Annotated in this window: 12 protein-coding genes; 8 read left to right on the top strand and 4 right to left on the bottom strand. The window is 52.4% G+C overall.

Annotation, left to right across the window (positions count from 1 at the left end):
* Positions 1–97: 97 nt before the first annotated feature.
* Positions 98–1402 carry an FG-GAP repeat domain-containing protein gene (locus HG66A1_RS27170; RefSeq protein WP_145191702.1) on the top strand — a complete coding sequence of 435 codons (1305 nt, stop codon included), beginning with the start codon at positions 98–100 and terminating at the stop codon, positions 1400–1402.
* Positions 1399–2778 (top strand): tetratricopeptide repeat protein, encoded by a 1380-nt coding sequence (locus HG66A1_RS27165; RefSeq protein WP_145191699.1) that lies wholly within the window; start codon positions 1399–1401, stop codon positions 2776–2778. The genes HG66A1_RS27170 and HG66A1_RS27165 overlap by 4 nt, the downstream gene beginning before the upstream one ends.
* Positions 2779–2894: 116 nt before the next feature.
* On the opposite strand, the gene HG66A1_RS27160 is transcribed toward HG66A1_RS27165, so the two are convergent.
* From HG66A1_RS27160 to HG66A1_RS27150, 3 genes are all read right to left on the bottom strand, one after another.
* Positions 2895–3866 (bottom strand): DUF1559 domain-containing protein, encoded by a 972-nt coding sequence (locus HG66A1_RS27160; protein ID WP_145191696.1) that lies wholly within the window; start codon positions 3864–3866, stop codon positions 2895–2897.
* Positions 3867–4318: 452 nt separating this feature from the next.
* A complete protein-coding gene (locus HG66A1_RS27155) occupies positions 4319–5293 on the bottom strand; it encodes a DUF1559 domain-containing protein (protein ID WP_145191693.1) in 975 nt (324 codons plus the stop codon).
* 436 nt (positions 5294–5729) lie between these two features.
* Complete coding sequence (locus tag HG66A1_RS27150; RefSeq protein ID WP_145191690.1) at positions 5730–6140, bottom strand: carboxypeptidase-like regulatory domain-containing protein; 411 nt, start codon at positions 6138–6140, stop codon at positions 5730–5732.
* A 214-nt stretch (positions 6141–6354) separates the two neighbouring features.
* Here HG66A1_RS27150 and HG66A1_RS27145 point away from each other — a divergent pair, with 214 nt between their 5' ends.
* Positions 6355–6816, top strand: a complete 462-nt coding sequence (locus tag HG66A1_RS27145) for a YaiI/YqxD family protein (RefSeq protein WP_145191686.1) — start codon at positions 6355–6357, stop codon at positions 6814–6816.
* Positions 6817–6855: 39 nt separating this feature from the next.
* On the opposite strand, the gene HG66A1_RS27140 is transcribed toward HG66A1_RS27145, so the two are convergent.
* Positions 6856–8538: a SulP family inorganic anion transporter gene (locus tag HG66A1_RS27140; protein ID WP_145191683.1), complete on the bottom strand. Its 1683-nt coding sequence runs from the start codon at positions 8536–8538 to the stop codon at positions 6856–6858.
* Positions 8539–9230: 692 nt separating this feature from the next.
* Here HG66A1_RS27140 and HG66A1_RS27135 point away from each other — a divergent pair.
* The 5 genes from HG66A1_RS27135 to HG66A1_RS27115 all read left to right on the top strand — a co-directional run bounded on the left by HG66A1_RS27135 (position 9231) and on the right by HG66A1_RS27115 (position 14200).
* The gene (locus HG66A1_RS27135; protein WP_145191680.1) at positions 9231–9602 is read left to right on the top strand and encodes a BlaI/MecI/CopY family transcriptional regulator; all 372 of its coding nucleotides are present in this window, start codon (positions 9231–9233) and stop codon (positions 9600–9602) included.
* 2 nt (positions 9603–9604) lie between these two features.
* Positions 9605–11827 (top strand): M56 family metallopeptidase, encoded by a 2223-nt coding sequence (locus HG66A1_RS27130; protein ID WP_145191677.1) that lies wholly within the window; start codon positions 9605–9607, stop codon positions 11825–11827.
* A 136-nt stretch (positions 11828–11963) separates the two neighbouring features.
* Positions 11964–12230: a hypothetical protein gene (locus HG66A1_RS27125; RefSeq protein WP_145191674.1), complete on the top strand. Its 267-nt coding sequence runs from the start codon at positions 11964–11966 to the stop codon at positions 12228–12230.
* 21 nt (positions 12231–12251) lie between these two features.
* Positions 12252–12476 carry a hypothetical protein gene (locus HG66A1_RS27120; protein WP_145191671.1) on the top strand — a complete coding sequence of 75 codons (225 nt, stop codon included), beginning with the start codon at positions 12252–12254 and terminating at the stop codon, positions 12474–12476.
* A gap of 137 nt (positions 12477–12613) precedes the next feature.
* Complete coding sequence (locus HG66A1_RS27115; RefSeq protein ID WP_145191668.1) at positions 12614–14200, top strand: sulfatase; 1587 nt, start codon at positions 12614–12616, stop codon at positions 14198–14200.
* Positions 14201–14599 lie beyond the last annotated feature (399 nt).

Below are 14599 nucleotides of genomic sequence, written 5' to 3'. Positions count from 1 at the left end.
ACTTAATGGCGGAGTGCACCCTCCCGTTCTAGAATAATCCTGCAGGCGCTCTGGCCTGCCACCCTCCATTTTTCATCCACGGAATTGACGAAACTATATGTCCCAGAAAGTCACTGTTTGTCTGCTGTTAATACTGGTGGTGCTGATCCCGGTATTAACCTGGTTCTTTTTACCTACCCTCCCCTCACTGGGGCAGGCACCGGAAGTCTTTTCGGGAGGAAAATCCTATCCCGCGTCCCCGGTTGCCTGGAAACCGTTGAAGCTGGCGGCAGACCCACCCGGGCTGCCCCTGATCACCAACGTGCAGATTGTTGATATCGACGGGGATGGTAAGAATGAAGTGCTGGCCTGTGACTCAGCCCAGAGTGTGCTCTCCGTTTTCCGATCGAATTCACAGGGGGGCTGGGATGAGGAGATCCTGTTAAAAGATCTGGCCGCCCCCGGCCATGCGACCGTCGTCGACATCGATCAGGATGGCGACCAGGATATCGTCATTTCCATTCTGGGGAATCTGACACCCGACGATCGGGTGATTGGCCGCGTTGAACTTTATGAGCGACAAGGCGACAAATACATCAAACACGTGATCCTGAACGATGTCCGTCGTGTGGCTGATGTGCAGCCGGGCGATTTTGATGGTGACGGCGACCTCGATCTGGCTGTCGCGGTATTCGGATACAATCGTGGTCGGGTTCTCTGGCTGGAGAACCGGGGCGATTTCAAATTTCGCGATCACGAACTCTTAAATGCTCCGGGTACCATTCACGTTCCAGTGGCCGACTATGACGGGGATGGCGACCTGGATATCGCTGCGATCGTCACTCAGGACGAAGAAGAACTCTGGGCTTTTGAAAATCTGGGCGAGGGGAAATTCAAAAAGCGGCGCTTGTGGTACACGATCAACCTCGACCTGGGGGGCGCCGGACTTGTCAAAGCAGACCTGGATCAGGATGGGGATGAGGATCTGATTCTCCCAGCCGGTGATAACCTGGAAGACCTGGATGCTTACCCGCAACCCTATCATGGTTGTTACTGGTTCGAGAACAAGGGCAACTGGGAATTCGAGTTGAAGCGAATTTCGGATCTGGCAGGTACCTATGCGGCCGACGTTACCGACATGGATGCTGACGGCGACCTGGATGTCGTTCTGGTGAGCATGACAAATGACTGGTACGATCCCACAACGGCCAGCGTCGTCTGGCTGGAAAATGATGGTAAGCAGAATTTCAAAACCTGGCAGATCGCCAGTGAGCCCATTCACCTGGTTACCGTTGCCACGGGAGATCTGGACGGGGATGGGAAAACAGACCTGGTGGCGGGGGCTCTGAATATGAGAAAGCCTTATCAGCGGATTGGCCGGGTTTCTGCCTGGCTGAATCAGGGACAGGAGGTGAAACCATGATCCAGATCATTCGTATGCTCGTGATTCTGCTTGTCGTGGAGACAGGCTATTGTGGATATCTTGTTGCCAAGCGGATGTCCCGTCCGCTTGCCGTTCTGCCAAATGCGGAGAGTACTGATTCTCTGATTATGGAAGAATATCGCGAGCTGGCCCGGGAAGCAGAGACCGGATATGCACCGGAATGGATCAGGTTAGGGCAGGCCTTTCTGGGGCAGGGGATGTATGCCTATGCCGAGAACTGTTTTGCCGAAGCGGCCCGACAGGATCCTGAGAGTGCAGTCGCTCAATCCAGCTATGCATTCTGTCTGGAACGCACTGGGCGTATGGCAGAAAGCACCCGGGAATATGAAAAGCTAAAAGACATGCAGGCGGACACATCTGTTCCATTTACCAGCCCCAAACATTATCTGTATGCCATCGGCAGAAATTATCTGCGGCAGGAAAAACCAGATGAAGCCGAGCAGGCTTTTCTGCAGAATACCGATTTTCAACCTGCCGACTTCCAGCGGGCCAAACTGCTGTTACGTTCCGGTCGGACTGAAGAAGCGTTGTTGATCGTTGAACGTAATCTGAAGGAATCCCCTAACTCCCTCTACTTCGGTTTTCTGAAATACCTGGCGCTGGAAGAACTCGGACGTGACTTTGAGGCAAAACAGGCTGCTGACCAGGTGGAGCGGGCGATGTATGTCGTTCCCCTCAATTTCAATACGGAATTTATTATGCCCTACAGCAAGCGACTGGGCGTCTCCAAGGCCATTGAAGACTATAACCAGATGCTGGATCGGGATGACATGGATCACCTGGCGAAAAAACTCGACGAAGTTTTTGAGCTGATGGGGGATCGCAGAACTCCGCAGGTCAAAGCGACCATAATGCGTATGATCGAAGTGGAGTTCCAACGTAAGAATCCCGAGCGGATGCTGCTGCTGTTAAATAAATTGAATGAATTTGGCATCGAAGAACCCGATTCGATTCAGTTCAAAGGGGGCGTTTATCTCCTGAAAGGGGATCTGAAAACCGCAGAAGAATATTTACTGCGGGTTGCAGAAATGTCCCCCACAATTGAGATCCATGAGACGCTTGCCAATATTTACAACGAGCAGAACGACACTGAAAAACGTGATTATCATCAGGGCAAGATGGCATTACTGGCAGCTATGATGAGTTTTCGCAATGACAACCTCGTGGTAGCCGAAGAAGCGATTCAGCAGTCCGTCGATAAGAATCCCAATGACGCTCAGGCCTGGTTTTACTTTGCCGAAATCAAACGCATCCAGAAAGACAGGCAGGCCGCCCGGGAGGCATACGAGAAATGCCTGAAGCTGAATCCGAATCATGGTCGGGCCATTGACGAGCTCAAGTTGCTGACTCAATAGTTTGAGGGGCGTAACGATGCTCTCAAGTGGTCAACATGCACCAGGAGACCGCGCATAAAAAAGCGACTCACAATCGAGGATCGTGAGTCGCTTGATCTCAAATAAAACAGAGGCGTTTAGAATTCGCCAACGACTTCACCACCGCTGCGGGTGACGAGTTGATAGTAAGTTGAAGTAGAGCTGCCACTACTGATGTTTTCGCTGATGAAGCGAACCTGACCGTCACACAACAGCATGTGCACGCCACCGACGTGAGCACTGGATGAGGTCCAGTCATCACCCCAGGTTGCAGCTGAACTGTTAATCAGATAAGTTGCGTTGGCTCCACCAAAGTTGGAAACATCAAAGTGGTACATCCCGGGATGCCAGGTTGACATGCTCGAAGTGTAACGTGGGCCAACCCACAGACCACCGGCCCAGTTACAGGCCGAACCACCACAACCGGTTGTGCCGGAACCTTCACTTTTGGTGGTACGTTCGGAAACCAGAATGGTATTACTGGTTCCATCGGTGATGTCGCGGATGCGGGTCTTTGAGTTACCGAACAGAATCCCGTTGGTCGCATTCGCTGCTGAAGTTCCGTGGCTGCCCAGGTAGTTGGACTTACCGAAGCTGCTCTTATCGGTGTTGATTCCACCCATAGGGTCAGACGGACAGACATAAGCAGGCAGAACGGTTTTCGCCAGCGTACCCGCGCTGACACTCCAGTGTTCACCAAACTGATTCGTCTGGGATGACAACTGGTTATACAGAGGTCCCTGATCCATGAATGGTAGAATCATGGCTCCCCAGCCGATGCCGTTGTTGTTGGCAGCGGTACCGGAGCCTTTGGACGCGGTAAAGTTTAAATCGTTGTCCATGTAACCGGGAGGAAAGACGCCATGTGTCTCATGATAATTATGTAAGGCCAGTCCGATCTGCTTCAGATTGTTCTTACAGGTACTGCGACGGGCTGCTTCACGTGCCTGTTGCACAGCGGGTAACAAGAGCGCGATCAAAATAGCAATGATTGCGATTACCACCAGAAGTTCGATCAGTGTGAAGCCGAGCCGCCACCGGAATCGGAGCGGGAACGTAGGTCGTCTCATACTTTACATCCTTACTAGTAACGAAAAAAAATGAATGGATTCAGATCATCCTGGAGGCCCGAATTGATAAGCTCAGCCGTGTGCAGAACTGTTGTCGTCAGAGAGAATACTCGTAACTCAAACAACGTTATGACTGGGAAAATCCCAGTATCACAGTCAGGATGACAATGCTCTATTATTATACGGAATCGGATGCTTCTGCCAGTGTAGAATAGTCTCAACTATAGAGAATATAAGACGATACAATAGAAGTATCAGCAAGGGTGTGATCGCATGAATAACGGGGGTGTGGACATGTGATTTAAGAGCTGGCTAACTGTTGGATCTGCACAGTTCTGTACGATAATTATTAAAGATAAGTAAGGATGCGTGTGAGTAAAAAAACGGCCACTTCCCTGAGAGAAGCGGCCGAGTTTTTTATCGTTCAACACCAATCCTGCGTTGGATCAGAATTAAAATTCGCCGAGCACTTCACCACCACTGCGGGTGTAGAGTCCTCGATAGGTTGCCAGGTCAATGTTCTCGGAAAGGAACCGAACCTGACCGTCGCCCAGCAGGAAGTGAGCACCACCGACGTGTGTACTTCCTGCATTCCAGGCAGGACCCCAGTTGATGCTGGATCCATTGATCATGTAAATGGTACTCGAACCACCGTTCACAGCCACATCCAGTCCACGCAGACTGGTGTGCCAGGTGTCGGGAGAAGGATAGTTCCGGGGACCAATCCACAATCCTCCGGCCCAGTTACAGGGGGAACCACCACAGGCAGTTGAACTGCTGGGATCGTTCGCCGTGGTCCGTTCTCCTACGAACAGGGTATTACTGCTGCCATCGGTGATGGATTTCATCTGTGTTTTCGAGTTCACATAGAAAGCACCGTTTCGGCTGTTAGCACCCGTAGCCGCACAAGCCAGGTAGTTTGATTTCCCGTAACTGCTGCAATCAGTGTTGATACCTCCCATGGGATCGGAGGGGCAATTATAGATCGGCAGTACTACTTTGGCTGCGGGAATCGCGCTGGTCAGAGAACCGGTGTGAGTAGAATCCAGCCAGTTATATTTGAACCCGGCTGTCTGCGTTCCAATCTGATTATAAAGTGGCGCCTGATCCATGAATGGCAGAATCATGGTTGCCCAGCCCAGACCGTTCAGGTTGGAAGTGGCAGCCGCTGGTGTGTTCAAACCCGGATCGCTGTCGATATAGGCGGGCGGGAAAACACCATGGGTTTCATGATAGTTGTGCAGTGCCAGTCCAATCTGTTTAAGACTGTTTTTGCAGGTGCTGCGGCGTGCTGCTTCGCGTGCCTGCTGAACTGCCGGTAAGAGCAACGCGATCAGAATCGCGATAATCGCGATCACGACCAGCAATTCAATCAGGGTGAATCCCAGCTTCCACCTGAACCGGATCCCCAAAGGTAAACGTTTCATGTTCTTCATCTCTCCTGAATTATAATAAATCAAAACAGATCTGCATGCCTCGCGACATGAGATTGAGCTCTGTGGGAAACAATGATGATTTCGGTGGTTGGTACGTGATTCGGATGAATCACATCGGCGGGACCAAAGCCTTTTGTATTTAACCTTTTATCGTAGCTTGTAGTTCATATATATGGTCTTTTATCTAATTTTAACAGATTGTAAAAGTGGATACCATGAGTTTATTAACGATGGTTATAAAATCGGAGCCGACTGGGGCCTGAAAACTTACCCAGAGGTAAGACGTTTGAGACTCCAAAACCTGACAGCGAAAAGTCGACCAGCCCGCAGTTCCATCCATAAAAAAAGAGCCCGGTCGACTGAATGTAAGTCGATCGGGCTCTTCAGTTTATGTGATTTGCAGATCGTGGAGATCTACAGGAGTGGCTCAGTTGGATTCCAGTTTGAAATCGATCGTATTGTCGCCGGCTTTCACTTCTTCGGTCAACGTGGTCTTGGCGTTGTACTTGGCTGGGATGGGATCTTTATAAGTCTGTCCCGGCGGAGTCGGTGCGTCCTGCGGTGTGGAAATACTGACCTTGTGTGTCCCAATGACAGCACCTTGTGTGTCGCGTAAATACCCCAGCTCGTAGTGTCCTTCCTCGTCGGTAACGCCGTTTGAGGGACGTCCTTCGGTCGGGGTGAAGGTCACGGTCACGGCGGGCAGCGGTTTTCCATCCATGGTGACGACACCACTGACGGTTCCCAGGTCGGGCTGATCACTGCCGGCACTGTCACCACATCCGACAGTTAAACACAGGCTGAGTGTAGACAGGCAGAACAACTTCCAGTATTTCATGATTACTCCTGGCGCTAAAAGTGTTGACAGCAACTTGAGAATGAAGTGTTGCTATAATGAAGAATTGATGAAACGAATTCTAATCGTTCCGGTTTGACACTGTCAAACTGCTCAACACCGGTTATATCAGATTAATCATGGTCTGTGAAATCGAAGCGAACAGGCGAATCATCTGTACCTTATCACTAAAATAGCCCCACCATCAGGAGGCGGAATGCAAATCTGGGTTGATGCGGACGCCTGTCCGGCGGAAGTGAAATCGCTGCTGTTCAAAGCTGCCAAACGCACCGAAATCAAGGTGACGCTCGTAGCCAATCAGCCTCTGTCCGTCCCACGCTCCAACTTTATCGACTCACTCCTCGTCCCGCCCGGATTGAATGTAGCCGATCGACGGATTGTCGAACTCGCACAACCAGGCGACCTGGTCATTACCGCTGACATACCTCTTGCCGCACAGGTTGTGGACAAAGGCGCTCAGGCTCTTAACCCCCGTGGTGCCCTTTACACCGAAGCCAACATCGGCGAGCGTCTCGCCCTGCGCGACCTGATGGACGACCTCCGCGGGGAAGGACAGATCACCGGCGGTCCCGCAGGCTTCAATGCCAAAGACCGACAGGAATTCGCCAACCAGCTCGATCGCTGGCTGACGAAAGCCCGAAATTCCAGTTCGAAATAAAACGGATCGAGAGACCCGCTTCATTCCAGAATCATGCTCTTAGATCATCTCTGTGATGTGATAATGCCGATCGTCGGCAATATCCACCTCGGCCAGATCCCCAGCCCGTTCCAGCAACTGACGACAGTCTGCATTCAGATTTCGCAGCTGCAGGCACTTGCCTTCCTGGCGATAGCGTTCGGCGATCTTGTTGATCGCTTCAATCGCACTCTGGTCATACACACGTGAAAAATAGAAGTCGATCGCCACGATCGGCGGATCATTCACCGGATCCAGCAACTCGCGAAAACTGCTTACCGAAGCGAAGAACAACGGACCGTGCAACTGATAGACTTTCTTGTCTTCCCCTTCGAAGTGAATATCCGCCATCATATGAGTGGCATGATGCCAGGCGAAGATCAACGCCTGCACCACAATCCCCAGCAGAACCGCAACGGCCAGGTTATGGAACAGAACCGTATAACCAGCGACCAGTACCATCACCAGTACATCGCTCTTGGGAACTTTATTCCAGGTGTGCAGCGTGCTCCATTCGAAGGTTCCGATTACCACCATAAACATCACACCCACCAGCGCCGCCATCGGCACCAGTGAGATCACCGGCTTGAGCAGCACGACCAGCAGCATCAGACCTACGGCTCCGACAACACCGGATAACCGTCCCCGACCGCCCGAATTGACGTTAATCAGCGACTGTCCAATCATCGCACAGCCGCCCATTCCCCCGAACAGACCGCAGACTACATTTGCAGCCCCCTGGCCAATACATTCCCGGTTACCGCTTCCGCGGGTCTCGGTAATTTCGTCAATCAGAGTCAGCGTCATCAGCGATTCAATCAGACCCACGCCCGCCAGAATCAACGAGAAGGGGAAGATGATCCACAGCGTTTCCCAGTTAAATGGAGCGAGCACGTACCGCGAATCCAGGAAGAACAGCATCGGCAATGGTTCCGCAGCCGGCTGGACAGAAGCAACAGCAGCCGCAACCTGCTCACCACTCAGCTCCGCTCCGGTCTGCTGGTCTGCAGCTTCCTGAACCGCATTCGCCCGCAGGTTATTCATCATCAGGTCATCGACCGTCTGTACAACATTTTCCTGTCCGGCTGGTTTCCACGCCGCGGGAGCGAACTGGTTAAAGCCGATCGAAATCACCGAGACCAGAATAATCGCCGCCAGCGAACTGGGGATCGCTTTCGTAAATCGTGGTAACAGTACAATTACCGCCATCGTCAATCCGACGAGGGCCAGCATCAGTATCATTGAAGGGCCCTGCAGAAACGTCATCGTTCCATCAGATCCCAGTGTTTTGAAACTGCCGATCTGGGCCAGACCAATTACGATCGCCAGTCCGTTCACAAATCCCAGCATCACCGAATGAGGCACCAGCCGGATCAGTTTCCCCATCCGCAACAGGCCCACCGTGATCTGCAGCAACCCGCAGAGAATCACCGCGGGAAACAGATATTCAATTCCGTGCAGCGCGACCAGCGACACGACAACCACGGCCATCGCTCCGGTCGCCCCTGAGATCATCCCCGGTCGGCCACCTGCCAGCGCACTGATCAGTCCAATCCAGAATGCCGAGTACAGACCCACCGTCGGGGGAACACCCGCCACAAATGCAAACGCCACGGCTTCCGGTACCAGTGCCAGTGCCACCGTCAGGCCTGACAAGACATCATCCTTGACTGAAGCTTTATGCTTCGTGAAAAACTCTAACATCAATACTCCAGACATCTCTTTCAAAGTGGAATCCGCACGGTCAGTCTGGACGATGAACGTATTCGTCTGCAGACGATCCATGCCGACATGGAACAGGGGCGCACAGGAAACAGTTCGCTCGAGTGCTAAAGCGGGCCCGCCTTCCCGTCCTGACCTCAAAAGATCCCGGAAAGACAGAGTTTCATGACACAATCTGTTATCTGTTTACTTCAAACAGAACCTTTCAAAGCTGCGCTGAATTGATTCAGGGAGCACATTGTGTGAAACGGGGTGGACGAGTTGAAGCAATCAACTAACGGCTTCCCGGGACTACAATTTCCCGCGAAAGCGACTAATTCCACGTCTCTTTTGTAGTGAATTCCCCCCCTGACCACAACCCGAGCTCCGACATTACTTCCCATTTTGTCCTACATTCACGCATTGTTCATCACTTTAGACGACTCAAAAACGCTTGCCCTGACACTCCTTGCTCGCAAGCACACCACCTGTAAAGTTTCTGAAACATCGATTCCTTTCTTCTCCAAAAATTCAGTTTTACGTCGAAATTCATAAGCTGATACTGGCTCACTCTTTCGAATTAGCATGACATTCCACGGGCTGCATTCCCGCCTGGTTTCAATGGGCTTCCTCTTGACGCCGTTTACAAATGTAGTTAATTACAAGTGTAAACGATATTCGAGGAGTTACATAATATGAGTCAGGTTTCCATTTCCGATGCCGAATGGCAGGTGATGAATGTCATCTGGGACGGCCAGCCGCTGACCGCCCAGGAGATTGTCGCCAGCTTGTCCGCCCAGACTGACTGGGCCCCGGCCACCATCAAAACCATGCTGCATCGCCTCGTCAAAAAAGAGGTACTCACCTTCGAACAGCAGGGCAACCGCTATGTCTACCGCTCTCGAGCGAAACGCTCGGCCTGCGTCAAACAGGCCAGCCGTGCCTTTCTCGACCGGGTCTTCGAAAGTGAACCCGGCCCGCTCCTCGCTCACTTCATGCAACATACAAAACTCTCTGCACAGGACATCGCAGAACTCCGCCGCATACTCGATGAGAAGGAACGTTGAACATGAATGGATTCCTGTTGGCTTCAGATCTCTATGTTGAAATTACCGATCAAATCCTGGAACTGTTAATCATCCCCACCATGATCGCCGGTCTGCTGGCGGGTCTCGTTTTGTTAATCAACCTCTTCGCACGAAAATGGCTGACCGCCGGCCAGATGGGACTGCTCTGGGCCCTGGTCCTCATCCGACTTGCCCTGCCCTATGGTTATGCTCCCGAGAGTTCCTACAGCCTGACGAATCTGTTCGTGGAATTCATGGAAGAATCGACCCCCGCTGAACCGCCCCGTGATGCTTATGCTCCCGAACCCTGGCCGATGATTGATACCAACGCGACGACCATGGCAGATGTCCCCCCCATGCATCAAATCCAGTTCCCGGAACCCAAACCCCCTGAAGTCAGTTTCACCGAAACACTTCTGGATTATCTTATTTCCTTTCTCGAATGGTTCCTGCGGATCCTCCCGCCATTCTGGTTCATCGGAGCCCTCTTCATTCTCACGCGGATGCTGGTCACACATTGGCAGTTTACTCGAAAAATAAATCGTCTTCCCATTTCCACAGATCTACGACTTTTGCGACTCTGGAATACTTGTTGTCAGCAGGTCTATTTTCGCCGCTCTGTTCCGGTGATTGTTACAGACGACATATCCCAGCCCTCCGTCATGGGAGCCCTGCATCCAAAACTGCTGCTCCCCACCGATCTCGCAGAGCTGAGCGACAGTCAACTTGAGCTCATCATGTTTCACGAGTTGGCGCATCTTAAGCGGCGGGACCTATGGGTCAACTGGTTTTTGTTCGGCTTGAAATTGTTCCACTGGTGGAATCCCCTCTACTGGCTGGCAGCCACCCGTTACAGCAGCCTCCGCGAACAGTCCCGCGATGCCATGGTCCTCCGCTGGCGAGAACAGCAGGACCACGATACAAACTCTGATCCTTCCCGCGAGTTCAGCGAGCTCCTGCTCACACTCGCACAACGCGATCCCGGCTCCCGCTGGCGCATCTCCCTCCCCGTCTCGCTCCTCGGATTTCTGAAGTCCCCCTTCCGCAAACGGTCCCTGGCCAACCGGCTAAAGGCACTCCGTAGCGCAACAGTAAAAGTCCACCCGCTGCACACAACAGCCGTCATCATCGTCATCACCCTCTGCGCTGCGACCGGGCTGGCGGATGTAAATGATTCCACCGTCCAGCAACAGCAGCAGGGGGGATATGAACGCCAACCGAACTGGTCTGCGGAACTCCCTTTGCCCGAGCCTGTATCCAATACAACTTTTGAGCCGCTTTACACGCAAAAAATTAAAGTCGATCAAGTGATCGAGAAAATATCTGAGGAACGCTCGATTTCTAAAGAACAGTCCCGCCAGTACCTCTTGGGACACATCGATTTCCTTCTGAAAATAAAAAACAATAAGTATTGGCCCGTTGGAAAGTCAGCCGAGCAGGCTTATGCAAAGTACGATAAGCAAAATCGGCTCGTCGTTTACGCATCCAGTTTTCTCCACGAAGAACTGGGGCAGCAACTCCGTGCCTGGAAACAGAGCGGCCTGGGACAGATCTCGCTGGAAACCCGTTTCGCAGAATTGTCTGCTGATATTGTTGCCCGGTCGAATTTCACATGGAGTGCACTGGAAGCGGATGTTGCGCCCGAATCTCGCACGCAATTTGAAAGTCTGACAGATTCAAACGAACCGCTTGTCCAGGCCAGTGCGATTGTCGAAGAATTTATCCCGGTGCGCGTCGCTGTATTGACGAAAGCCCAGGAAACCCACTTTATTCGCATGGCACAGAGTGATGAGCGCAGCAATCTGCTGTATGCACCCAAGGTAACTGTGTTTAACGGGCAACGTGCCTCTGTCTCCGACATCGTCCAGCGTCCGTTTGTCATTGGACTCCAGAAAAATGAAAATGCGGAACTCAAACCCAAAATAAAAGTCATTGACGATGGCAGAAACCTCACATTCCGGACCGTCATCTCGGACGAAGGTTCCGAAGTCAATCTCAGAGGGCTGATCGAGCTGAGCCAGATTGTGGATGTCAACTTATACACGACCCAGATCGCTGGAAAAGAAAGGACCATTCAAATCCCCCGGGTCATTCGCAGGAGTATTACTGTTACATCCAGTCTGAAAGACGAACAGACCTTACTCATTTGTATCCCTCCTGCATTTCAGCAGAAACTCTTTCAATACGTGATGCTCAAAGTTCGTATTCTCGATGAGCCCAAATAGGAGACATTTCTTAAACTCCGCCTCACATTTGACTTCTCCTGTAAATCGGAAGCTTCAATGGATAGAATTAGAAATAGCACGATTCATCGTCATAGTTTGGCACGAAGACCGATTTTACAAACGGGAGAAACAAATCATGCTTCAGGAACAGCCTTTTGATCTATTTCTCAAGACATTGAAGAAAGATCTGATTCGAAAATACTTCATCATGGGGCTGTTCGCCCTGGTTTTACTTGGCCAGTTTATTTTCAACAGGGAATTAGATCCTGTTTCTCTGGCGATGCTTGTGCTCTTTACCGCTGATGCCAACAGCGAGGATCGTCTGATCAAAGCCCTCAAACTGCTCAAAGAAACCTCCGCTCCCCAGCCCGAACCGGAAACTGTGGAGACCGTCACTTCCTGAGTCAATTCAAATGCTATCATCATGCAACGCCGCAAACGAATTCTGCATCTCACGCTCTTCATCAGCATTGGTCTCGCCAGTCTGGCGTTCCTCCTCTACCTCTTCTTCCAGCTCGGAATGACGATTTTCATCTTCGCTACTCCCGACATTCCCGCTTACGCCATTTTCTTTGGCCTCTGCCTGATCATCCTGATTCCCATGTTCCTGGCCATCGTCCTCAAGGGGGATGACGACCCCGCCGACTGACGTATTTCCTTAATCTCCCAAACAAATTCCCTCCCGGCTTCCCGCCGCATATCGACTGGCATCTGCCCCCGCCAGCCGCTATCCTGAAAACACCCGCCTCCATAATTTTGATACCGATCTAACCCATAGGTGCTTTCATGATTCGCGCGCTCGTGTTGCTCTGCAGTCTTGCTCTCTCTTCGCTGGCTCATGCTGCTGATCGACCTAACATCCTGTTTCTCTTTACCGACGATCATGCGCCTCACGCCATCGGTGCCTACCAGGGAATGCTGGCAAAGATCAACCCGACGCCCAACATCGACAAAATCGCCTCCGAAGGCATGCTCTTCCAGAACAGCTTCTGCACGAATTCCATCTGTGGACCCAGTCGCGCCGTCATCCTCACCGGCAAACACAGCCACATCAATGGCTTCATGCGGAACGGCAACCGCTTCAACGGCGATCAGCAGACCTTTCCCAAACTCCTGCAGAAAGCCGGCTACAAAACGGCCATGATCGGTAAGTGGCACCTCACCTCCGATCCCCAGGGCTTCGACTTCTGGAAGATCCTCCCGGGGCAGGGCTACTACTACAATCCCGAATTCAAATCCGCCCAGGGACGCGAACGCATCGAAGGCTACTGCACCGACATCGTCACCGACATGGCACTCGACTGGCTCAAGCAGAACGCCAACTCCGGCAAACCCTTCATGCTCATGTGCCAGCACAAGGCGCCCCACCGCACCTGGATGCCCGCGCTCCGCCATCTGCATCTCTACGACGACATCACCATCCCCGAGCCGAGCACCCTCTTCGATGACTGGAAAGACAACGCCAGCCCGGCCCGGCACGCCGAGATGTCCATCGAAAACTACATGAACCTGGTCTACGACAACTTCGGTCCCAGGCTGGAAGGCTGGGATCCCAACGCCGGCAAGTCGCTCGACAAATCCGGCTTCCGCAATCTGCAGTTCATGACACCCGCACAGCTCACAGCCTGGAACGCTGCCTTCGATCCCAAAAACGAAGCCCTGCGCAAAGCGAATCTCACCGGCAAAGATCTCGTCCGCTGGAAATACCAGCGCTACATTAAGAACTACCTCCGCTGCATCAAAGGTGTCGACGAAAACATCGGCCGCATGCTCGCCTGGCTCAAGGAAACCGGACTCGATAAAAACACCATCATCGTCTACTCCTCCGACCAGGGCTTCTACCTCGGCGATCATGGCTGGTACGACAAACGCTGGATGTACGAAGAATCCTTCCGCATGCCGCTGATCGTCAAATGGCCCGGCGTCACCCAGCCCGGCACCGTCAACACCAACCTGGTCCAGAACCTCGACTACGCGGAAACCTTCCTCGACATCGCCGGTGCCGACATCCCCGACGACATGCAGGGCCGTTCGCTCGTACCGCTTCTTAAAGGGGAAAACCCCGAGTGGCGCGATTCCCTCTACTACCACTATTTCGATTTCCCCAGCGTCCACAAAGTCGCCAAACATTTCGGCATCCGCACTCCCCGCTATAAACTGATCCGCTTCTACGAATTCGACGAATGGGAATTCTACGATCTGCAGAACGACCCCCAGGAGATGACCAACCAGTACGGCAATCCCGCTTACCAGGACACGATTAACAAGCTCAAAACCCAACTCACCGACCTCCGCAAATCCTACAAAGACAACACCGACATCAGCGTCAAACCCAAAGCCTGGCAAAAACAGTTCCGCCCCGAAACTCGCTGATCAACTTCTGTATTACGTACCTTGGGGGGGCCCGGATACAATCCGGGATTGCCGCAGGCAACAAGAGGTCGCAGCACAAACTCGGGATCCTGAACCAGCCCACCAACCCTCATTGTAGGGTGCGGACCTATGTGTCCGCCCGCCTGGCAGAGAACAATCAAGAGTCGCATTCGAATGGGGCCGGAGTGAAACCTGAAAAATTCGGGCCGAGCACAGCGAGCAGGAAACTGACAGTGCAAAAGTCGAATGGTGAAGCAGGCCCCCAACCCTGAGCGGCATGGCGCTAGCCGCCGGTAACTCAACCAACTTCACCAGTTCCCACAATCGAACACAGGTGATTGTCTCTACCAGGAATTTTCGTGCCTTTCGTGGTAGAAAAGAACTCCACCTGCGATCCAG

This window comes from Gimesia chilikensis, assembly GCF_007744075.1.
Classification (GTDB): Bacteria; Planctomycetota; Planctomycetia; order Planctomycetales; family Planctomycetaceae; genus Gimesia; species Gimesia chilikensis_A.
This window is presented reverse-complemented; position numbering and strand designations above follow the sequence as displayed.